This window comes from Formosa sejongensis, assembly GCF_033447105.1.
Classification (GTDB): Bacteria; Bacteroidota; Bacteroidia; order Flavobacteriales; family Flavobacteriaceae; genus Formosa.
This window is the reverse complement of sequence record NZ_JAWQUN010000003.1, coordinates 1-23,996: the sequence shown is the minus strand read 5'-3', so window position 1 is coordinate 23,996 and position 23,996 is coordinate 1. Positions and strand designations below refer to the sequence as shown.

12 protein-coding genes and 1 pseudogene are annotated in these 23,996 nt (G+C 34.0%); 11 read left to right on the top strand and 2 right to left on the bottom strand.

Annotated features, from left to right (window positions below; genetic code table 11):
- Window positions 1-73: 73 nt before the first annotated feature.
- The 10 genes from R6X41_RS04435 (at window position 74) to R6X41_RS04390 (ending at window position 20,000) form a co-directional block, all read left to right on the top strand.
- A complete protein-coding gene (locus tag R6X41_RS04435; RefSeq protein WP_318497829.1) occupies window positions 74-1,528 on the top strand; it encodes a hypothetical protein in 1,455 nt (484 codons plus the stop codon).
- Window positions 1,529-1,989: 461 nt separating this feature from the next.
- Window positions 1,990-5,211 (top strand): SusC/RagA family TonB-linked outer membrane protein, encoded by a 3,222-nt coding sequence (locus R6X41_RS04430; protein ID WP_318497827.1) that lies wholly within the window; start codon window positions 1,990-1,992, stop codon window positions 5,209-5,211.
- A gap of 17 nt (window positions 5,212-5,228) precedes the next feature.
- Window positions 5,229-6,935, top strand: coding sequence for a RagB/SusD family nutrient uptake outer membrane protein (locus R6X41_RS04425; RefSeq protein ID WP_318497825.1), 1,707 nt, complete (start codon window positions 5,229-5,231; stop codon window positions 6,933-6,935).
- Window positions 6,936-7,225: 290 nt separating this feature from the next.
- Entirely contained in the window at window positions 7,226-8,644 is a 1,419-nt protein-coding gene (locus tag R6X41_RS04420; protein WP_318497823.1) for a sulfatase, read from the top strand.
- 56 nt (window positions 8,645-8,700) lie between these two features.
- On the top strand, window positions 8,701-10,263 hold the full coding sequence (locus R6X41_RS04415) for an MFS transporter (protein ID WP_318497821.1): 1,563 nt from the start codon (window positions 8,701-8,703) through the stop codon (window positions 10,261-10,263).
- A 4-nt stretch (window positions 10,264-10,267) separates the two neighbouring features.
- On the top strand, window positions 10,268-11,773 hold the full coding sequence (locus R6X41_RS04410) for a family 16 glycosylhydrolase (protein WP_318497819.1): 1,506 nt from the start codon (window positions 10,268-10,270) through the stop codon (window positions 11,771-11,773).
- Window positions 11,774-11,816: 43 nt separating this feature from the next.
- A complete protein-coding gene (locus tag R6X41_RS04405) occupies window positions 11,817-13,796 on the top strand; it encodes a glycoside hydrolase family 127 protein (protein ID WP_318497817.1) in 1,980 nt (659 codons plus the stop codon).
- Between the two features lie 16 nt (window positions 13,797-13,812).
- Window positions 13,813-16,197 carry a hypothetical protein gene (locus R6X41_RS04400; RefSeq protein ID WP_318497816.1) on the top strand — a complete coding sequence of 795 codons (2,385 nt, stop codon included), beginning with the start codon at window positions 13,813-13,815 and terminating at the stop codon, window positions 16,195-16,197.
- A gap of 43 nt (window positions 16,198-16,240) precedes the next feature.
- Window positions 16,241-17,932 carry a sulfatase family protein gene (locus R6X41_RS04395; protein ID WP_318497814.1) on the top strand — a complete coding sequence of 564 codons (1,692 nt, stop codon included), beginning with the start codon at window positions 16,241-16,243 and terminating at the stop codon, window positions 17,930-17,932.
- A gap of 172 nt (window positions 17,933-18,104) precedes the next feature.
- Window positions 18,105-20,000, top strand: a complete 1,896-nt coding sequence (locus tag R6X41_RS04390; protein ID WP_318497812.1) for an FG-GAP repeat domain-containing protein — start codon at window positions 18,105-18,107, stop codon at window positions 19,998-20,000.
- A 555-nt stretch (window positions 20,001-20,555) separates the two neighbouring features.
- On the opposite strand, the gene R6X41_RS04385 is transcribed toward R6X41_RS04390, so the two are convergent.
- The gene (locus tag R6X41_RS04385) at window positions 20,556-22,184 is read right to left on the bottom strand and encodes a sulfatase (RefSeq protein WP_318497810.1); all 1,629 of its coding nucleotides are present in this window, start codon (window positions 22,182-22,184) and stop codon (window positions 20,556-20,558) included.
- A 529-nt stretch (window positions 22,185-22,713) separates the two neighbouring features.
- Between R6X41_RS04385 and R6X41_RS04380 the strand changes: the two are divergent.
- A pseudogene (locus R6X41_RS04380) lies at window positions 22,714-23,076 on the top strand (TraM recognition domain-containing protein); the annotation flags it as partial.
- A gap of 291 nt (window positions 23,077-23,367) precedes the next feature.
- On the opposite strand, the gene R6X41_RS04375 reads toward R6X41_RS04380, so the two are convergent.
- Window positions 23,368-23,844, bottom strand: coding sequence for an SRPBCC family protein (locus R6X41_RS04375; RefSeq protein ID WP_318498255.1), 477 nt, complete (start codon window positions 23,842-23,844; stop codon window positions 23,368-23,370).
- Between the last annotated feature and the right edge of the window lie 152 nt (window positions 23,845-23,996).

The following is a 23,996-nucleotide window of genomic DNA, read 5'->3' as shown; positions in this document are numbered from 1 at the left end:
CGACATTCCGACTGAAACCAATTTCAACATACTGTTTTAATCTCACAAGTAGATTTACTTAATAATTTCTAATATGATTTACCGAATATATAGTTGTTTGTTTTTTCTACTTGGTTTAATGTTACCAATTCAAGCACAAACGGTTTCTGTAGAATTTAATTATAATAATTGGAAATGGAACGATGTTTATGTAGCTAATAATAAATTTATTAGTGTTGCGGTTGTGCCGGAAGCAGCAGGACGGATGTTAGAATTTAATTTAGGCGATGTACCTTCTTTATGGGTAAATCCAAAGCTTTTTGGTGAATCCTTTGGAACTAGTGATGAGGTAAAAATGAGCGATTGGAGAAATTTTGGAGGGTATCGCTTGGTACCACTTCCAATAGATAATTGCTCGGTAGATAGTAACGGAAATAAAGCAAAACGCTGGCCACCACCAGTAGTAATCGGTGATGCTCCTTACAATACAGAAATAGAAACAGATTTAAATGGAGTGAAATCTATTGAAGTTGTTTCAGGAATACAAGATTTGCCTGTTCCTCAATTTTATGGCAAAACAAAATCGTTTATTTATCCTGAAAAAATAGACGAACAATTACAATATAAAAGAAGTTTGCATATAGAACAGTCAAGTAGTTTAGTGCACATTACTCATACATTGATTAATAAAGGATCGGAAACTGTAAAACGTGGAATAATGACGTCTAGTCAGCATGTATCGCGTACAAAACCAGAACTAACCGATGGGGAGAACTATGTAGTTTATGTCCCTTTCGATGAAAAATATAAATTGCCAAACGGACAACAATATGAAATTTCTGGAACTGCAGAGGCACGATGGCGATATATTAATAAAAACCGTATGCCTTTAGATAAAAATAACCCAGAACATGTTGAAAAATATTTTAATCATGGAACAAATTGGAAGGGTGAAGTTGCTCCAGGAATTTACGAAATAGAGTATGATTATTATTTAATGAGTGGTTTTCATGTTATAGCTTCAAAACCATGGATGTGTTATGTGAATAAAACGAATAATACGGCTTTCGTAAAAATATTCGAACCGTATAATCCGTCTTTAGACTATGCAGAAGGTATAAATGTATCTGTTTTTTGTAGTGGATTGGAAACTGGGTATATAGAAACCGAAGTACGTACACCATTATATACTTTGGCAGCCAACGAAAGTTTCGATTATAAAGAAATTCAAGCCGCAGCCAAGATTGTGCCTGGTCCTGTGTTAGATGTAAATACTACGGGAATCATTTCAGAAAAATTAGCATTAGATAAGGTGTCTAAAAAGGCAACCGGAAAATATGGTGTTTTTGTTGAAGGTTTTGCGATTCTAAAAGTATTAGATTCAAAAGGAAACACGTCTGAAATAGTGGTTAATAAGGACGTTAATCCACTTCATGCATTCGTTTTAAATTACCCATTACAGGATTTAGAAAATATATTTCAAATTCAATTATGCGTGAAAGGAATAGATAATAAGGTACATGTTTTAGATACTTATACTGTGAATTAAAATTAAACGCTATTGTTTGCAGTAGATCTTATTCAGAAAAAAAATGAGAGGTGATTAAATTGCCACCGCTCTAACTTTTTTACATTATAGTTTTGTTTAGTTAATTTGTTTTAAGCCCTGTCTTTTTCAAGATGGGGTTTTTTATTTAAAGGTTTAATACTAAGTGCTATAAGGAATATTTTAAATAGGGTAAAATAGTGTTAGTGTATGTTAATAAACGTTAATATTTAATCGCTGTATAGTCGTTAATTTATCAAAACATTCCAGTTAGATTATAATTATTAAGAATATCTTATTTCAATTAGTTGTTTTTTCTCAAAATGACAAAAGATTAAGTCTGAGTTTCTTGTTCATTATATATCAAAATTAAAAACCAGAGAACAAGATTCGGTTTAAGAAATTATAGTCTAACACAATTACTCTTTTAACCAAGGGAGTCAAAATAAACTAAATCAATTTTAATGAAAAAATTAAAACAACAACAAACGCAATCTAAGGGTCTAATCCAAGACGGCTTAGTTTTTAAAAAAATTAAGAAGGGCTTAATGTTTTCTATGTGTTGCTTAGCAGTTAGTTATAGCTCTTATGCGGCAGTAGAAAATAATGAGGTAATTAAAATGTCAATTAACAAAGTCGTAAAGAAAAAAAATCTTGCTCAGACACTAACCGTTTCAGGAGCAGTTCAGGATGCAACTCAGTTTTTGCCAGGTGTAAATGTTATGGTAAAAGGAACATCCAAAGGGACGGTAACCGATTTTGATGGAAATTTTACACTAGATGATGTTAATGGTAGCGATGTATTAGTGTTCTCGTTTATGGGGTATGTCACTCAAGAAATTCCTGTTAACGGGCAAGGATTATTTAATATTATATTGGTTGAAGACGAGCAAAGTTTAGAAGAAGTTATTATTGTTGGTTATACCTCTAAGAAAAAGGGTGATATTACTGGAGCTATAAGTACTATAGGCACAGAAGTTTTAGAGCAAGCCGGGAGTAAAGATTTAGATAAATCGCTTGCTGGTAAAGTCTCTGGTTTAATTGTAAGTGATAGGGGTGGTGCACCAGGATCGAATGCAACAACACTTCTTATTAGAGGGAAGTCTACTTTAAATAATAATGAACCATTAATCTTAATTGATAATGTTCCTGCAGCATCGTTTTCTCATTTAGCACCTTCAGATATTGCATCATTATCCGTTTTAAAGGATGGTGCCGCAGCCATTTATGGTGCACGTGCTGCCAACGGTGTAATTTTAGTAACGACAAAACGTGGAAGGCTAGGAAAACCAAAAATTAATTTATCAACACAATTTAGTTGGTCTACGTTTTCTGCAACTCCTAATTTAATGACTTCTACGCAATATGCGATTTACGAAAATGAAATTGCAGCTAGAAAAGGTCAAGATTTACCGTATTCACAAAGTGATATAAATAATTATGAATCCGGAAACGATCCTATAAACTATCCAAGTACAGATTGGGCAGATTTAACATTTGCAGATACTGCACCGGAATCTAGAACAACGCTTTCTGTTTCTGGAGGAGGTGAAGATGTTTCCTATTTTGTAAGTGGAGATTATTTGTCTCAAGAAGGGATGTATAAATCAGGTGATTTAAGTTTTGAACAATATCAAATACGTTCTAATCTTGATATTAAATTGCATAAAAAATTAAAATTAGGAGTAGACCTATCTGGACGTTTTGGAGAAAATAATGCTCCAGGTGTAGATGATGCATATATTTATAAACATATATATACTAATGAACCTACACAAGTTGGGATCTATCCAAACGGCTTAACAGGATGGGGAGGAGAAAACGGAGCAAATCCGTATATAATGTCTAGTAGTGAAACAGGTTTTGTTCAACGTTATGATAATGACTTAAGAGGTAAATTTTCATTAGACTGGAATCTTGAGAGCCTAACCGAAGGATTAAGATTAACTGGTTTTGCTGGAGTTAGAAAAATGTCTAACGACGAAAAATCTTGGTACACACCATGGACCGTATATTCTTATCAAGAAGGTGGAGATCCAGAATATGTTGCACAACAGGGGTTTTCTCAACGTGGAAATACAAGAATATTAAGAGAGAGTTTTTATAAGTATGATGAGTTAATGTTGAATGCTACATTGTATTATAACCATACTTTTGATGATGCACATTCCTTTAATACTTTTGTAGGTATTGAACAAACAACTTCTAATCAGCGCAATTTTTATGCAGAACGAAGAGGATTCCCTTCAGATGATCATCCAGAGTTATTTGCTGGTAGTGATGACGGACAACAATCTTTTGGATCGTCTCAAGAATGGGGACGTTTAAATTATTTTGGCTCTGTATCTTACAATTATAAACAACGTTACTATGTAGATTTAACCATAAGATATGATGGTTCTAGTAATTTTGGAGATGGAAATCAATTCGGAACTTTCCCGGGAGCAGCTGTGTCTTGGTCTATAGGTAACGAAGAATTTATGGAAAGTGTTACTTGGATTGACGAATTAAAACTAAGAGCATCTTGGGCATTAATGGGGAATGACAGAATCCCATCTTTTCAATTCTTAACGCGTTATGATTACGGTGGTATTGTAAACACTCCGCAACCTAATTTTTATGTTTTTGGATCTCCAGGAGTAAGTTATAATGGCTATAATCCAGATAATGTAGCTAATCCAAATATTACTTGGGAGAAAGCAGATATGAGTAACATCGGTATTAATTTTTATACGTTTAAAAGTAGATTAAGTGTCGATGCGAATTACTTCTATCAAAAAAGAAAAGATATCTTAATAACTAGAAATGCATCTATTCCTGAAGCGGTGGGTATTACATTACCACAAGAGAATTTAGGACAAGTTAATAGTTGGGGATGGGAATTTGATTTAAGTTGGAATGACCAAATTGGAGACATAACTTATAATTTAGGAGCTAACTTTACTAATGCACAAAACAAAGTTGTCTATATGGACGAAGCTGAAAATGTACCTGAATGGAGAAAGCAAGAAGGACACAGCATAGACTCTTATATTGTATATCCTACAGACGGAATTTTTAACGATCAGGCAGAAGTCGATGCTACACTAGTGAAAAAAGACGGAACTGTTGCAGGTGAACCTATTTACTTAGATACAGATGGTAATGGTAAAATTGATGCTAATGATAGAATTAGAACATATTCATCCAATGTTCCACAAATACAATATGGTGTATATGGAGGTATAGGATATAAAAATTTCAACTTTAATTTCTTATTTCAAGGGCAAGCAAAAGCTAAGGTATTAGTATTCTTCGATCAGGCAGGAGCAAAACCAGATTATATATTTAATGAAAGATGGACACCAGAGAATTCTAACTCTGACTATCCAAGAGCTTTTGCACAAGGTGATCAATATAGTGGAAATCAAAGTGGAGATGAAGAAAACTTAGAAGTAGCCGATGTGTATTTAATGGATGCTGCTTTTGTAAGATTAAAAGAATTAGAATTGGCTTATAGTTTGTCTAAAGATGAAATTGGAATTGGCGATTTAAGAATGTTTGTAAGAGGTTACAATCTGTTTACTTTCGGATCAGAAGTGTACAAAAGAGGGTTAGATCCAGAAGCAGATGGATATAGTAATTTTAGAAATAGTACATACCCTTCATTAACAAGTTTTAGTGTAGGTCTTAATTTAAGTTTTTAATAAAAAAATATCATAAAATGAAAAATATAAAAATAATATATATAGCAGCTTTATGTATACTGTTCACGGCTTTAAGCTGTTCGGATGTATTAGATACAGAATCGTCTGATGCGTTTGCCGAGGATCTTATTTATAACGATCCAGCTCAAGTAGAACGATTAGTATATACCATGTATAATAGTACAGAAAGTTGGGGTTTTAATAAACAGCAATGGTGGTCTAGACGCTTTAATATAGAGAATGCGTCTTACGAATCTAAATTTAATTTTAACGACCTAGATTTGTTTAGACTTCAAGCAGGTTTGAACGCAAATAACGCAGGGATATTTAATGAAAAATGGGGAAATTATTTTGACTATGTTAGATTAACCAATGAATTCTTAGATAATATTGATACTAGCGGAGCTATGGAAGTAGATCCTGATAAGGTAAATATGCTTAAAGGCGAGGTTCTATTTTTACGTGCAAACTTATATGCCAAATTACTTAATTTTTACGGAGGTGTACCAATAATGGAACACGCATTAGGCTTAAACGATGATTTTAATTTAACTAGAAATACGTACGAAGAGTGTGTTAATTTTATAGTGAACGATTTAAATCAAGCTATGGAGTTACTACCAGAAACCCGTTCAAGCGGAGATTTTGGTAGAGCAACAGTGCTTTCTGCAGCAGCTGTAAAATCTAGAACATTATTATATGCGGCGAGTAAACTTCACGACCCAAATGTTGCTCCTAGCGGTCCATTATTCGACTATCCTATAGCTAGTAAATGGCAGGATGCTTCAGATGCAGCTTTAAATTTAATAAATATGGTAGGCGGAAGAAATTTAATTCCTGTAACCGATGCAGAAGGTTATCAAAAGTTATTCTTGTCTCCTAATGATGATATTTTATTTGCAAGACCTTATGGTTCTATGTATTATGATTTTGGTACAGATGTAAATTCATTACCAGATCAAACACAATCTCCTAGTGGTTACGGTGGTTGGGCATTGTCATCTCCAACACATAATTTTGCTTTACAATTTAATATGGCAGACGGATCTACAACAAATGGTGGAACGTTCGATCCTAACAACCCTAATGCAAATAGAGAATTAAGATATTATGCAAATCTTAATTATAATGGTGCGATGTTTAGAGGTCGTGATGTGCAATATTATTTATCTGAAGATCCAAACGTTTATCCAAACGGTTTAGACTCTCCGGAAGGTTTAGGAAATGTATTACATTCCTCTAAAACAGGATATAATATAAGAAAATTTCAAGACGAAAGTTTAAATCAACTTACCGATATTTCACCACAACGTCCGTTTATTTTATATCGTTTGGCTGAGGTGTATTTAAATTATGCTGAAGCTCAGTTTCAATTAGGGAATGAAGGTGAAAGTAGATTATACTTAAATAAAGTAGCACAACGTGCACTTTTACCAGAAATAACAGCTTCGGGACAAGAGTTGTACGAGGCCATAAAAAGAGAAAGACGTATTGAATTAGCTTTTGAAGGACATAGCTTCTTTGATGATAGACGTTGGATGGATGTAGATCATTTAGGTTTTGATATGAAAGGCTTAAAGTGGACTAAAGCAACAGATGGTACGGTGTCTTTTAAAGAAGTAACTGTGTTAACTAGACCTTGGTTTCCAAATGAATTTTATTTACCAATACCAGCTTCAGAAATAGAAAAAGCGCCTAATTTAATTCAGAATGATGGCTATTAAAAAATATAAATGGTGTTACTTTAGTTCACATTTATAGTTAGTTTGTTTTAATTATTAAAACCGGTCTCTTAGAGATCGGTTTTTTTTTGTGCATATATTACCCGTATTTAAAACTCAAATTAGAATTTGAGTTAAAATAAAGTAATGATGAGGTAAATTTAACTATGAATATGCTCGTATAATTCCTTTTGTTTGTATAACGGTTTTAATTTCATAATTCGCAATAAAAATGCATTGTAATTATAAACATAATAAAAAGCAGTTAATACTATATACATAATTTATTCAAAATGAGAAAAATAATAATAACCCTTTTAGTACTTGGTTTTCAGTTATGTACTTATGCTCAAAAGCAACCTAATATCATCTTTCTATTTTCAGATGATGCTGGTTATGCAGATTTTGGTTTTCAAGGCAGTGATGTCATGAAGACGCCAAACTTAGATAAACTTGCGAAAAGTGGCGTACGTTTCACTCAAGGCTATGTTACAGATGCGACTTGTGGACCATCTAGAGCAGGACTAATGACTGGTAAATATCAGCAACGTTTTGGTTATGGGGAAATCAATGTTCCAGGTTATATGAGTCCAAATTCAAAATATTTAGGTGACGATATGGGATTGCCTTTGGACCAAGCTACAATTGCCGATTATCTTAAAAAATTAGGTTACACAAGCGCCATGTATGGTAAATGGCATTTGGGAGATGCAGATCGTTTTCATCCTTTAAATAGAGGTTTCGACGAGTTTTATGGATTTAGAGGAGGGGCAAGAAGTTATTTTCCTTACAAGAATTTTAATAATGTACACGACGATAATAAAATGGAAAGAGGTTTCGGGAACTACGTGGAGCCAGATGGTTATGTAACAGATGTATTAGCAGATAGTGCTATCGATTTTATGGAACGCAATAAAGATAAGCCATTCTTTATTTACTTAGCTTTTAATGCGGTGCATACTCCAATGGATGCTACAGAAGAAGATTTGGCAAAGTTTCCAAATTTAACAGGAAAACGTCAAGAAGTTGCAGCGATGACTTTAGCTTTAGATCGCGCAAGTGGAAAGATTTTGGCTAAGTTGAAAGAATTAGGATTAGAAGACAATACTATAGTGGTGTTTTCTAACGATAATGGTGGACCTACAGATAAAAATGCATCACTTAACTTACCTTTAAGTGGTACAAAATCCAATCATTTAGAAGGTGGAATTCGTGTGCCCTATTTAATAAGCTGGCCAAGTGTGTTAACGGAAAATACAACATATAGCTATCCTGTTAGTACTATGGATTTATTACCTACATTTTATGCCGCGGGAGGTGGAGATGTTGAAGATTTAGTAGACGTAGATGGTGTGAATTTAATACCGTTTATAACAGGCGAAAATACTGCTAGACCTCACGAATCATTATATTGGAAAAAGGAAGCACGTGCTGTTTATAGAGATGGCGATTGGAAATTAATACGCTTTGCAGATCGACCAGCAGAACTGTATTTTATTCCTGAAGATATTTCAGAATTAGACGATCTAGCTGCAAAATATCCAGAACGTGTTAAAGCCATGTATAAGCAATTGTTTGCATGGGAACTAACCTTAGAACGCCCAATGTGGATGTTAAAGCAAGATTTTGAAAAGTATGATGTCGATAGAATGGATCGTTATAGAACTCCAGAATTGGTAGAAAAGGAGATGATGCTACCAATAAAAGGCTAACCAAAATTAAATAGTACGAGTATAAACAAACAAACCACTAACTAATTAAACTAAACATGGGTTCACATAAAAATAATGCCTTTACATATTCTACCATAGTCGCTATGGGTGGATTTGTATTTGGTTTAGATGCCGCTTTAATTTCTGGAGCTTTTAAATTTATTACTGCAGAATTTAATCTTAACGAATGGCAAGTCGGGTCTTTGGGTTTCGGTCCTGGGATAGGTGTTTTAGTGGCATTGCCATTAGCGGCTTGGTCTAGTAATAAATACGGACGTAAAGCTACGTTGAAAATTATAGCAGCTTTATATTTAATTTCAGCTTTAGGCTCTGCATTTGCACCTTCTTTTATTACATTATTTGCAGCCCGTTTTTTAGGTGGTTTAGCGTTTAGTTCTATTACGTTAGCAGCGATGTATATCGGTGAAATCGCACCACCAAAATGGAGGGGTAAATTAGTGTCTATGACGCAAATAAATATTGTAGTTGGTTTAACTGCCGCCTATTTTATTAATTATTGGTTGCTACAAGTTACTAATTCTGATGCGCAATGGGTAACGACTTTAGGTTTGAGAGAATATACTTGGAGATGGATGTTAGGGATAGAAATTATACCTGCCTTAGTATGGTTTATATTACTTTTTACTGTACCTCGTAGTCCTGCATGGTTAGTATATAAAGGATTTTTTGATGAAGCAAAACGCACCTTAACCAAAGTTATTCCAGAACATGAAATAGAAGCACATGTTGCAGAAATGAAAGAAAGTGTTGCACAAGGCAATCAAGACCGTTCTGTAGGGAGTCAGCTAAAAGAAATTTTTAGTAAGAAAATGAGTATTGTAGCCATAGTGGCTTTAACAATGGCGATTGTACAGCAATCTACAGGTATAAATGCCGTTTTAACGTATGCGCCAACGGTTATGGAGCAATTAGGTTTGGGTGAAAATGCAGCATTTGAACAAGCCATTTGGATTGGTCTAACAAGTGTAATATTTACCATATTATCTTTAGTTTTAATCGATAAAATGGGAAGACGCCCAATGATGATTTCAGGTTTAATTTGGGTAATTATAAGTTTGGGTATTTGTGCCTATGGTTTTGGTTCGGCTAAATATGAAGTGACTAATGAAGCCATTTCAGAAATGCAAGATATACCAAATGTGAATAAATTAACAGTATTAGTAGGCACGCAATTCGCAACAGATATAGAATTTAAAGAAGCTGTAAAAGGCGTTATGGGAGATATCTCTGCCAGAGATAATTCTAGTGTGTTTTTGCAAAAATCGGCAGTACTTAATGCGACTTTAATATTAATAGGAATTCTTAGTTTTATAGCAGCTTTTCACTTCTCTGTAGGACCAATAATGTGGGTATTACTTTCCGAAATCTTCCCAATATCGTTAAGAGGTATTGCGATTCCGTTTTTTGCACTTATTTCAAGTACAATAAGCGCACTAACACAATTGTTTTTCCCTTGGCAATTGGCTAATATGGGAGCAAGTACGATTTTCTTATTCTATGGAGGGGTTGTTTTTATAGGGTTATTAATCCTGTTTAAATTCTTACCGGAAACTAAAAACTTATCGATAGAAGAGATTCAATTAAAATTAAAAAAATAAAAAGATGACATATAGAAAAGTGTACAAACTCGTGCCATTGTTAGGTGTAATAGCTTTATTTAGTTTGAATTGTGAAGCACAAAAGAAATCAACAACAACTTCAAAAGAAAAAAGTAAAATTGAAATTCCAGAGTCTCCGTATTATCCGTTTTCTGATTTAAAAAATACAGAAGGTTGGGTGTTAAATGAAGAGATTAGTGACGAATTTGAAGGGACTAAATTAGATACAACCAAATGGTTTATTGAAGGTCAGAATAATGATTATTATATTTGGAAAGGTCGTGCGCCTTCACAATTTGCACCTCATAATGTAATTGTGGAAGATGGACTTTTAAAACTGAGAACCCAATGGGAACCTGATTATCCGTTTGCTCAAGAAGAATATGCCGATGGGAATATGGGGGCAGCCGCATATGGTATGATAGACGGTAAGCCGTTACCTATTACAACGGCAGGTGTGATTACCAAAAAACGATTTTTAAACGGTTATATGGAAGTGAAATCTAAAGTTGGAAATGCTGCAATTACAGGGGCTTTTTGGGCTATAGGTTACGAACAAGAGTTGGATGTATTCGAATTAATGGGTAACCCTAAGAATAAAAATGGGAACATTAAAGAAGATTCATATTTAGCAACGGCACACGATTGGAGTCCGCCAGCAACACGTCCAACAAATGTGTTTCAACATACCGAAGATTTACCGTTTAGAACAGCAGACGATTTTCATGTTTACGGCGCAGAATGGGGAGAAGATTTCTTAAAACTTTTTATAGATGGGAAACAAGTTCACCACTTTACTCAAGACGATGTTGGCTTAGATTGGATTTTAAACAATCCAATGGAAGTGTGGTTAGATTCTGAAATATTTAAATGGTTAGGTTTACCTCACAAAGAAGAATTACCAGTAGATTTTGAAATTGAATACATGCGTGTTTGGCAAAAACCATCGGATAATTTATTAGCTAAAGACCGTGCATTTTATGGTTTTGAAGGGCCTATTTTATTTGAAGAAAATCCTAGACCATTAAAAATGGTTCCAGAAGATTCGAATGCTAACGACTACCAAAAATTCTGGTTGTTCGACGACGTATCTTCAAAATACTTAACGATTGTAGAAGGCGATTATGCCTCTGGTGTAAATAGTTTACAGTTTTCAGGATATGGAAAAAATGAAACATTAGATGCTGATATTGTTTCAGCAATAACACCGGAAGGAGCGCTGAAATTACCTGCTGGAGATTTTATTCTATCTATGAAAGTTTGGTTAGACCAAGGTCGTGTAGCTAATAAAATTCATATCGTTTTTGACGATCCGAAGATAGATGTTGTATTTCCTAATCTAGATAAATTAGCACGTCGCCAATGGGTTACTGTAGAAGCTAAGGTTTCAAGAAAATCAGCTTCGGCAGTTACCGATAAAATGCATATTGAAATTCATAAAAGCGACTTGCCAAAAAATAGAGCAGCAAAACTATTTATTGACGACATCACGATTAAAAAAGCAAACTAAAACATTAACGTAAGGGAGATACTTACATTTTAAAAAATAAATTATGAGCACTAACTTTCATAATAATGCCATTACAAACAATTCTCAGAGTCCATTTGTAAAACTTAAAAGTATCAATTTCGGTGATTGTAAATGGAATTCAGGTTTTTGGGCCGATAAAGTAAAAACGGCAGAAGATAAAATGCTTCCATATATGGGAGATCTTTTATGTGGAGATATTGGCCACGGATTAAATAACTTTAAAATCGCAGCCGGTGAAATGGAAGGTGAGCATAAAGGATTTTATTGGCATGATGGTGACTTCTATAAATTTATGGAAGCTAAAATGTATGTGTATGGACTGACTCAAGATGCGTCTTTATTAAAAGAACTAGATGAGTATATTGCTGTTATTGGAAGGGCTCAAGAGGCGGATGGTTACATTCATACACATGTTCAAATTACGGAAGGAGTAGACCGTTTTGAGAACAGAAAATATCACGAAATGTATAATTTCGGACATCTTTTTATTGCAGGTTCTGTACACTATCGTATTACGGGACAACGTAATTTATTAGATATAGCCGTTAAAATGGCCGATTTATTATACGCGTATTTTATGCCAGATACGAAGCATTATCAACGTTTTGGATTTAATCAAACTCAAATTATGGGCTTGGTAGAATTGTACAGAACGACAGGGGATAAGAAGTACTTAAATTTAGCAGAAAAGTTTATTAACAGAAGAGGAACGTTCGAAATAAAGCACGATTCTACTACAGTTGGCTATCCTATTGGAGATATGGTTCAGGAAAGAACACCTTTTAGAGAATCGAAAGAAGCTGTTGGTCATGCCGTTTTAGCATTGTATTATTATGCAGGAGCTGCCGATGTATATGCCGAAACTGGAGAACAGGCATTACTTGATGCTTTAGATGCTTTATGGGAAAATGTAACGGGCAAAAAAATGTATGTTACGGGAGCTGTTGGACAAGCACATTATGGTGCTTCAACCAGTTTAGATATGATAGAAGAAGGTTTCATTGATGCGTATATGATGCCAAATATGACAGCCTATAACGAAACCTGTGCAAACTTGTGTAACGCGATGTTTAGTAGCAGAATGATGGCTATTAAGGACGAATCAAGATATGCAGATATTATCGAATTGGTTTTATATAACAGTGGTTTATCTGGAATTAGTATTGAAGGAAAAGATTATTTCTATTCTAATCCGTTAAGAATGGTAAACAATTCTAGAAATTACGATTCCCATGCAGATGTTACAGAAAGTCCTGTTAGACAACCTTATTTAGAGTGTTTTTGTTGTCCACCAAATTTAGTAAGAACCATTTGTAAAAGTTCAGGATGGGCTTATAATTTATCAGAAAACGGTGTTGCCGTAGTATTATTTGGTGGGAATAATTTAGATACAAAAATGCTAGATGGTTCAGCTTTAAAACTTTCTCAAGACACGGAATATCCATGGAAAGGGGTTGTGAAAATTACGGTTGATGCTTGTAAAGATTCTGCGTTCGATATTAAAGTAAGAATTCCAAAATGGGCTGTTAGTAGTACTTTAAAAGTGAATGGAGAGGCTGTTCCTGTTGAAGTAAACCCTGGAACTTTTGCTACTATAAATAGAGTTTGGAAAGTAGGAGATACAATTGTTTTATATATGCCAATGGAAGTGACCTTAATTGAAGGTCATGACCGTATTGAAGAGGTTAGAAACCAAGTGGCTGTTAAACGTGGTCCAATAGTATATTGTATTGAAACTCCGGATTTACCAAAAGACGTCGCTATTTTAGATGTGTATTTAAAAGGAGATGTGCCTTTAAAAGCAGTTCATAAAGATGATTTTCTAGGTGGTGTAACTATTGTAGAAGCAGAACTTTTATTACGTGAAGGTAAAACAGAGGATATGTATCAAACGGTTACCAAACCGAATTTTAAATCGTATAAAACACAGCTGGTTCCTTATTATGCTTGGAGCAATAGAGGGCAAGCAGAAATGACTGTATTCATGCCTATTGTTTGGTGAAAATGTTTAAGATAAAATGATAAAAAATAGCACCACCACTGTTCATAAAATATATTGCATTATTTCTTTAATTTTCATATTTGTTGCATGTGCTCCAGAAAATCAACTAAATGCTGAGGCAATAAAAAAATTTGAAAAACTTGAGAGTTTAATGGATGAAGCAAAATCAAAATCCATTGATGTAACAAGAGAAGAAACAACACTGTGGTTTTCTAAAGAGTTTCTGAAATTTGCTGATTGGGATGAAGCCCATTTTGAAGATATTGAAAAACTTTTCGGTTACTATAAACCTTTTGAAAGTGAAAAGACAAAATACGCTCAACAACTTCCAGATTTTGAGCGTAGAAAAGTTATCGAGATCTTAAATAAAGGGATAACGAATCTTGAAAAGGAACTTAATGGTACCTTAAAAAGAAGAGCTGTTTCTAAAGTTAATTGGCAAAATATTAATGTAGAAGAGGATATGTATGTTAGTGATAACAAACCCGTTTTTTTGTACGATTATTTTTCTAAAACTGTGGGGCAACCTTTAACTAATACAAGTGTTTATAACGATCATTTAGGTGCTATATATCACGGTGGGAGCACACTTTACGAGGTCAATGAAGATCGAGCTATTAATCCTTTTATCTTAAATGAAGATGGTAGTTTCGATGAAGAAAAACTGAAATTAATTACAGACATTCCAGATACTAATGTTGGATTTATGATTCTTTGGAATATGGGTATGCCAGATTGGGCACATAAAAAAGACCCTGAGCTTGCAGATGGACGTTCCCTTTTTACGGGTTTTGATATTGACAATCCAACCGCAAGACAAGTTTGGAGCGATGTAATACAAAAAGCAGGTACATTGACCAAAGGCAAAAAAGTGACTCAAATGGGATATGTATTGTCCAATGAAGCGCATTGGTTTTCTGAAAAAAACCATTGGACAGGTCGTTTTAATGAAATGACAAAATTATCTTCTTATACACTTAATAATTTTAGAGGGTGGTTAGCTGCTAAATATGATGGAAAAATCAATGATTTAAATAAAAACTGGGATTCTTCATTCGAAAATTTTAAAACTGTAGAAATTGAAATTCCTATAGACAGTATTAAAAGAGGAACTCCAATGTGGTACGACTGGTGTAGATATAATATGGATAGAAGTATAGATTGGTTTACTTTTCTTCAAACTCAATTAAGAATTACAAATCCAGAAGCAGATACTAGTATCAAAATAATGCCAAATATGTTTACAGAAAATGCACGTTCACACGGTATAGATATGGAGGCATTAACTGAATTAACATCTATGATTGGTGATGATGCCAAAATAAGAGAACACGATATTAGAAAACAGGAACCAGAAGAATGGGAAGATCGTTATGCATATTTCTGGGAAGAAATGAGTGTTGCTTATGATTTTATGGAGTCTGTTTCACCAAATAAAATTCATTTCAATTCAGAATCTCATTATCTATCGGCATCAAATTGGCGAAAATTAGGTATTTCGGCAGATTATGTGAGAAGCACAACATGGTTGTCAACTTTACAAGGAATGGATGGGCAACTAGCGTGGTTTTGGGCAAGAGATCCTGATGGCTCTCCAGAAGATAGATTAGAAGGTGAATTGGATTTTTTCGATCCTGCTTTGGCAGGTTCTTTTGCGGGTTCTGTAAATATGCAACCGCATGTAGCAAATGAATATACTCAGGTAATGATGGATTTAAATTCATTCTCAGAAGAAATATTTGCTTTTAGAAAACAAAGAAGACCTGTACGTTTATTTTATTCAGAAACATCTGCTATCAATAAAAAGTTACACATGACTCAGCAATTTCCTATGTACGAAGCTCTTTATTTCGAAGGTTTTCCAATGGGTTATGCCACTGAAAATATTATTAAAAAACAAGATAATAATAATTGGGATGTAATTTTGGTTTATAAAACAGAATACGTAACAGATAATGAATTCAATACCCTTCAAAGTTACCTTGATCAAGGAGGAACAGTAATAATGGATAGTAATGAAAGTCTGTCAAAAAATGAATATAGTCAAGATAGGAATTTAAGTCTTAACGCAAGTAACGGCAACCTTATTTTACTTGATATAGACTCTACTCCAGATGTAATTAAAAATAAAGTCTTAGACGAAATTTTAGATAGTAAACCAGAAGTAATTTTAACTGAATCAAATGGCAGTGAACATAAAGGCTGTACTTGGAGGGTTGTTAAAAACTCTAAAGGTGGTTATTTAATGAATATTCTTAACATTGGGAAAAACTCAGCAGACCTCAAAATTGCTATGAAAAATGGAGAAACAATAAATGCTACGGATATGTTAACAGGTCAAAAACTAGGTTCTAATTTTACGTTGAAATCTAATGGAATTTTACTTATTGAAATTAAATAAATTTAAACTATAAAGCAGACCGGTTTATTCAAGAATTATAACCATGAGAACACTATTTTCTAAAAAAACATTTAAATATTTAGTACTATTTGTTCTAATCTACAGTTGTTCCGAGCCTAAAGAAAAGAAGCCTAATGTTTTGTTTATATTAATGGACGATCTGGGTTACGGACAATTTGGTATTAATAACGACACAATTACGACAGAAGATTTTGATCCTTATTTTGTTCATTTAGTAGACAGCTTACAAGGGTATTCCTTAGATAAATCACTAGAATTCTCAAAAACAGCAATTCCAGAGCTGTCCACTCTGGCAAATGAGGGTGTGATTTTTACTAATGCACATACTTCTAGCAATCTTTGCGCTCCATCCCGTATTGGTATAATGACTGGTACCAATCAAAATAGATATGGCATGTATACTATAGAAGACATTGATAATGGAGGGTTTATACCAGGAACACTTCTGCCAGAAATATTACAAAAGAATGGTTATAGAACCGCTCATATTGGGAAATGGCATATAGGAAAAAGAAATGAAGAAATTTTAAATAGTATTCTTCGAAAAAATGGTTTAGAGGAAAATATGAATCATTATCTTTTAGAAGAGGAGCAGCCAGAAGTATATGACCAAATGGTTGAAAGTGGTTATATGGGCTCTGTCGTAGACGAACAAAATCCTATAAACAACGGTTTTGACTATTATTTTGGTTATAATTATTGGGCCAGTCAATACTATAATTCTAATCTTGTTTGGGAAAATTTTGAACATGCTGAAAAACAGAAAGGTTATAATACAGATGTTTTTACGGACAAAGCATTGACCTTTATTAAAGAGTCTATTGAAAGCGACAAACCCTTCTATGTGGATTTGCATTATCATGCTGTTCACGATTCTATAGAACCTAAAGCTCCTGATAAGTATTATAATAAGTTTAATTCCGATTCATATACACTGAATAATTTTTACGCACATATAAATGCTGTAGATACGAATGTAAAACGAATTGTAGATTATCTGAAGTCCAAAAATGAACTTGATAATACGATTATTATTTTTACTTCAGATAATGGAGCTATGGCAGGCGGTTCTTATGATGGTTTCAAATCGGGATCCCCACTTCCTGGTAATACGCCTTTCTCAGGAACAAAAGGCAACTATTATCAAGGAGGTTTTAAGGTCCCAATGTTTATGTATTGGCCTAAAGGGATATCCAAGTCAAAGCGTTCAGAACAATTAGTTTCTGCAATGGATATATTGCCCACAGCTATTGATGCGGCTGGCTTACAATTGCCTGATAATATAGATGGTAAAAGCCTTCTACCTCTTCTAAAGGGAAAACAAGAAGAACCAATTCGTGATCATTTAATTTGGGCTGGTATACATTCTACTAGATGGGGATATTTAATAACTAAATCTACCATGAATCATAAAACAGAGCAAGAATTTGCTCCTCCGGCCTGGGTAATAATTAAAGGTGATTATTTGCTACGCTATACTGGTAAATTAGAAAAAGGAATTTATTATGATTATATGGATGGGCGTGGAGCTCTTGTGGAACTGTATAACATAAAAAATGATCCGGCTGAAACAAAAAACATTGCGAAACAATTTCCTGATATCGTTAAAATGATGGCTAAGGAATATTTTAATGAATCTTCGGATTTCCCTTCTCCAATAGGTTGGGATAAATCGAACTGGGAACAATTGCGTGATAGTACGCTTTTTCAATAAATGAATTCAGTTTAATCCAATACGATTTTCAATTAGAGGAAAAGTTCTAAAAATGATTTTACTTTTAAATAAGGTAAAATAGTAATAGTAAAAGATAGTATGACTCAATTAAAATTAATGATTTTTTTGGTAATTGTATGATCTTAAACACACCTTTTATTACATATTAATTATGAAATATTTTTTATTAAAAAAGTACGAACGTAACTTAAAAATGTCTGCTTGTGCTATGCTTATCACAGTGGCATCTGTTATTGGACAAACAAATCAAACCACTAAGTTTACCGAAGTTTATAACGATTTCCCAAGACAGGAAAAGAATTTGAGAAAATGGGACGCTCCAGTAGTGGCCGATTTAGATCAAGATGGCTTTTTAGATTTACTTATTAACGATCACGGATATGCTGTTCAAGTGTGTTGGAATAATAATGGAAAATTTGCAAAACCTCATGATATTATTATGGGTGATTTACACGGTATTTCTGTTGGAGATTTCGATAAAGATGGCAACCTAGAAGTTGTTATGTCTAGAGGTGGAGGTTCTGGAGGAAATGCTAGAAATTCTAAAATGTATCGCGTTACAAAAGACAGAGAATTTGTTCCGTTACCTGATTTTAAGACCCCTTTAGCATTAATGCGCGGTCGTACGGTTAAGTTTGTAGATGTGAATAATGATGGCGATTTAGATCTTTTAAATTTTGCGTTTCCAGATGAAACTAAAAAAGGACAGAGTGAAAATTATGTCTATGAAAATAATGGCAATGGAGAGCTTGTTTTAAATTCAATGTTGCCACTAAGTAAAGTGAATGGCCAAAAAGTATTAGTAACCGATTTTAATGACGATAATATTTCAGATATCATTATGTATGGTTATGGTAATGTAATTGTTTACCAAGGAGGAGAAGGGTTTACTTTTGAAGATGTAACCAAAAAGGTACTACCAGCTGAAATTGATGAAGTGACTTCTGTGGTAGAATTAGATTTTGATAACGATGGAGATTTTGATTTGTTTTTTACTAGAGGATTAGAATTTGAAAAAGGAGAAACGTATTTCGATCAAGATACCAATACATTCGGATTCTTTACAAAACGTGGGGAATTTCAGTTTGAAGATTTAGAGGTTGGAGATGTTTTAAATATGGAAAATTTCCAATCGCAATGGCCAAATAACGATACCTATTATATTGGAGAATCATCTTACGATTATGAATTTCCTGCAGAAACCCATTCAGGTAAAGACATTAAACTGGTTGTTAGTGATGCCTTAGGTTTTCCTGATCATGCAAATTATAAAGAAAAAAAAGGATGGTATATTGGTTATGTGGGAAATAATAAATGGCGTATCGCTGGTTTCCTATTTGCACCTTCAACAGGAATTGTTCATGGTGTAAAGGATTATCCTAAATACAATCATCCAGAAGGTTTAGATGATATTTTATTAGAAAATACAGGTAGTTCCTTTAAAGATGTAACAGCTAAAGCCAATTTAAAAGATCTAGAACATACGGTAGAAGCATCGGTTGCAGATTTTGATAATAATGGTTTTCAAGATATTTTGGTGATCAATAGGGGAGATTTGATTCATGAAAATACATCGACTTTGTATTTAAATAATGGCGATTCTACTTTCGAAAAATCACTAAAACATAATATTGTAACGCCTGAATTAGGAGCTATCGGAATGGCTACAGAAACTTTCGATTATAATAATGATGGAAAAGTAGACGTTGTGATTGGTAATGAACGGGGGAAATGGCATTTGTTTAAAAATGAAGGTTTAAAAACAGATACAAATAAATTTATAACCGTAGAAGTTAGGAATTCTAAAAAAGGAAACGTGAGTCCGTTAGGCGCTTTAGTTACTGTAAAGTCTTGTAATAATTCGCAAATACAACGTGTTGGAGAAACTGGGGCGGCTTATTCTTTAAGTCATAATAATTATGCCCATTTTGGTTTAGGTACGTGTAAAAAACCTGTAAAAGTAAAGGTCGTTTGGAGTAATGGTGAAACCCTTGAAAAGACGGTAAAGACAACTAATGATACTGTTATTCTAGGAGTAGGGAAATAACATTTCATATATTTATTGCATCAGGAACCCGTGTTTTAATTAATACGGGTTCTTTTTTGTTTTATAGCGAGGTTGTAATACTATATTCAGTTATAACAAAAGTGAAGGCTATTTATCAGATTCAAATGCATACAGAAGTGGTTCTTTTAATGCTATTATAAATGTTTTAAATAGCTGTTTAAAACGCATTTTTATGTTATTTATGCATATTGATGATGAAATAGAATTGTCCTTGATTTGACTACTATTAGTAGTTCAGTCTATATTCTTTAAAGCATTTTGTTTTAGCGATTAAAGACTATCAGGTGCTAGGAGCGCACAAAAATACAATTGTAAATTATATCTATTTCAGGTGTCTACTGCGTTGGAATATTTATCTTAGTTTGGACGATGGTAATGCGTCAAATTTTAGAATAGAAACATGACATAGATTGCGTTTTAGTTCCGTAAATAAGCCTGTGTATTTGAAGGCTATAAGGGATGATTTATATGCAAAAAGGGACTCGAAAGTCCCTTGAATTATTGTTTTAAATGATTAAATATCTATACTTAAATTTAAGATTTAGGATATTCCTTATTGAAAGTAGCTGTTAAACTCTTAACTAATTCAGGGTTTTGGGCTGCGATATTTACGGTTTCATCAGGATCATTATTATGGTCGTACAATTCAACAAATAAAGGCGTTTCATCAGGATATCTTCTATCCTTCCAAATTACGATGCGGTAATCGTCGGTACGCATAGCATAGCCCATAACAAACTCTTCAAAGGTTTCTCTGTCCCATTTATCTCCCATTTGGGCTTCAATATTTGCTTCAATTTCTATGATTAAAGGTTGAAAAAACGAATTTCTAAAAGGCGGTGTAAATGGTCTAGCTGCCCATTCGCGCATCGCAGGAGTAGGGAATAAACTAAAGGCTGGTTTTTTAGAATTCAAAGTTGGTTTTTTTAGAATGGGTACGATACTATTTCCTTCTAAATGGTCTGGTTGCTCTGTTCCTGTTAATTCACATAGAGTAGGGAATATATCTAATAATTCCACTAATGCATCGGATTGTGAGCCAGCAAATTTATCTGTTATACCAGGTGCAGAAATAATAAAAGGTACTCGAGTAGCGATTTCATAATTTGTTGCTTTACCCCAATAACCCATTTCACCTAAATTAAATCCGTGGTCTGACCAAAATACAATAATGGTATTATCATATTCTCCAGATTCTTTCAAAGCTTCTATCATTTTTCCAACTTGCGCATCAATGTAACTTATACAAGCATAATAGCCATGAATTAAATGACGCTGTAATTCTGGAGAAAAATCACCGGTTTTTGGCATATCTGCTCCTACACGAATTTCTAAAGATTGTGATAAACCCATAGACGCACCATTTTTTGGAGGGTTAATTTGTGTAGCGATAGGAATGGCATTTTCATCATACATATCCCAATATTTTTTTGGAGCAATAAAATCCAAGTGTGGTTTTTTAAACCCCAAAGCTAAAAACCAGGGTTTATCCGTTTTAACTAATTCGTCTAAAGTAGCAATCGCAGTAAGCGTGTTAAGACCATCATCGTAGGTATCGTCAGGGACATCTGCCATTTCTGTGTCAGGACCTTTTGCTAACCAATTTTCACGGATCATTTTTTCTCCGTATTTATTTTCTAAATCAATTTTGTTTTTCAAATACATATATTGATTCTCTACCAAAGCATAACCCCCTTCAGTTTTTGGAGCATCAGGGCTACGTTTCGCTAAAGTCGGTTTACGACTCCACGACATGGCATCATCTGTGTATTCTCCATGAAAGACTTTTCCGGTGTAAACAGTTTCGTATCCGTTGTCTTTAAAATGCTGCGGAATCGTAACGATATCTGGACGATTGGCTCGGAAATCCTGAAATAAATCGATAACATTGATGGTTTCTGGTCGTGCTCCCGTCATGATACTTGCACGTGAAGGACCGCAAATAGCTTGCTGGCAATAAGCCCGATTAAATTGAACCCCAACTTCTGCTAAGGCATCAATATTAGGCGATTTAACGATTTTAGAACCATAAGATCCGAGTTCTGCACGTAAATCATCAACAGCTATAAAAAGCACATTGGGTTGTTTTTTCTGTTGTGCAAATAGATTTGAAGATAATATAATTGTAAAAACAACGAGTGTTATAATGTTTGTGTGTTTCATTGATAAAGAGATTATAATAGACTTCAAAATAGCACATTTTTTATTTGTAAACCTTCTTAATACTTACCCTTTAATACTTGTATTTTACCAAGGTTTACACTGAATTAATTTAACCATGTTGTTGCTTACATATATAAGTGCGCTATCAACTTCATTTTTAGTGGTGCATATGGTATTAATGAAATTGGATGAAGATGCTTTAGTTTTAGAATAAAATTATCAAACAAAGGATAACAAAGTGTTACACCTTGATTACACCTGATATGCTAAAAGCCCTTATTTACAAGGTTGTACTACATATTGTATTGGTAAGTAATAATGATTCTTAAATGTCTTTATTTGTTTATATTTAGCTAATAATCAGTTATTTGTGTGAATAGGTGATTTTTCAACTTTTCTTATTCAAGCTTTTATTTTCTATATTTTTACACCTTTTTTCTTTAAGCTTATAAGAGGTGTAATTTTTTACACATAATTGATAGTAATTTGGCCAAAATGGCAATTAACGACACTTAATGCGGCCATATTCACAAAACAAATGAGTGTCCGCCATGGTAATCCTTCATTTCTTATGATGGAAGAAGCGCCGACTATTCGATTATTAAATATGCATCGGATTCCGGCAACATCAAGGAGTTATAAAATTGCCACAGATTATGTGATGCAGGATAAAATTCAGAATGATATTATGTATGGGGATAAAGCGAGTCGTGCTATTCTAAGTAATTTATCCTATCAGTTTTTCGGGAAAGTAAATGATCCCGATACCGCTAAATATTACGAACGCTTTTTTGAAATAGTAAAACAGGAAACAACGAGTATTAACCGTGGTCATAATCTCGATTTCGATACGAGAGTAACAACTGGAGAACGCGAAGTGGGAAAATTACGAATTGGTTAATTGGAGAAGTCAGCAGAAGTCATTGTACTTACAGGAAACGAGCAGAGGCAATATCTCAGATGGTCTCACAAATAGGGAAGGGCTGAACGTAATTCTCTTCAAAATTCGCATAGGAGCACTAGTTGTAGCCTCTGCTTAAATTAGAAGATAGTACCAAGAGTGCAAAGCACTTTGGTTTGATGATTTACGAACCGCCGTATACGAGACCCGTATGTACGGTGGTGTGAGAGGCGCACTCTGGCTGTTTTAGCAAGAGCCGTCTACTCGACTGTAAACAGTACTTTATTCATTTATCACTTCTTTCCATTTGTCAGATTCCGCAAACTCTTTTACAATTCGGTTTCTTTCAGTTAGTAATTCAGTCATATGTTTTTTGAGAAAGAGTTTGTCAGCTAACTTTCCTAAAATTCCAAATGGTGATTTATAATCAAAAAAGTCAGTCATCAAAGTTCCGCCATTTGATTCCGCAAAATGATGTTCGTGTTTAAATTCCGAAAACGTTCCTTTAACCATTTCGTCCGCAAAGTAATTCGGTCTGTCAAATTCCGTTATTTTGGAAGTCAGTTTTTGATAGATTCCGAAATGTTTTGCTCGCCAAGTTACGCTTTCATTCATTCCAATTAATCCGCTTGTTATTCCAGCGATTGCTTCTTCATTAGTTTGTTCGGTCGATATTTTATGCAAATCAATACTTCTCGACAAGTCAAAAACGATATTTCTATCAGCCTTTATTACAGTTTGAAGTTCAATTCTCGGCATTTTTCGGGTATTGTTTACAACGTCTAGGCATCGAGTAGGCAAAGGGATTTTCACCCTAAGCCTCTCACAGAACCGTGCTTGAAAGTCTCCCCTCACACGGCTCTTGTTGCACAAATCTAAGCAATAATGTTGATTTGTGAAAAGCTCCAATG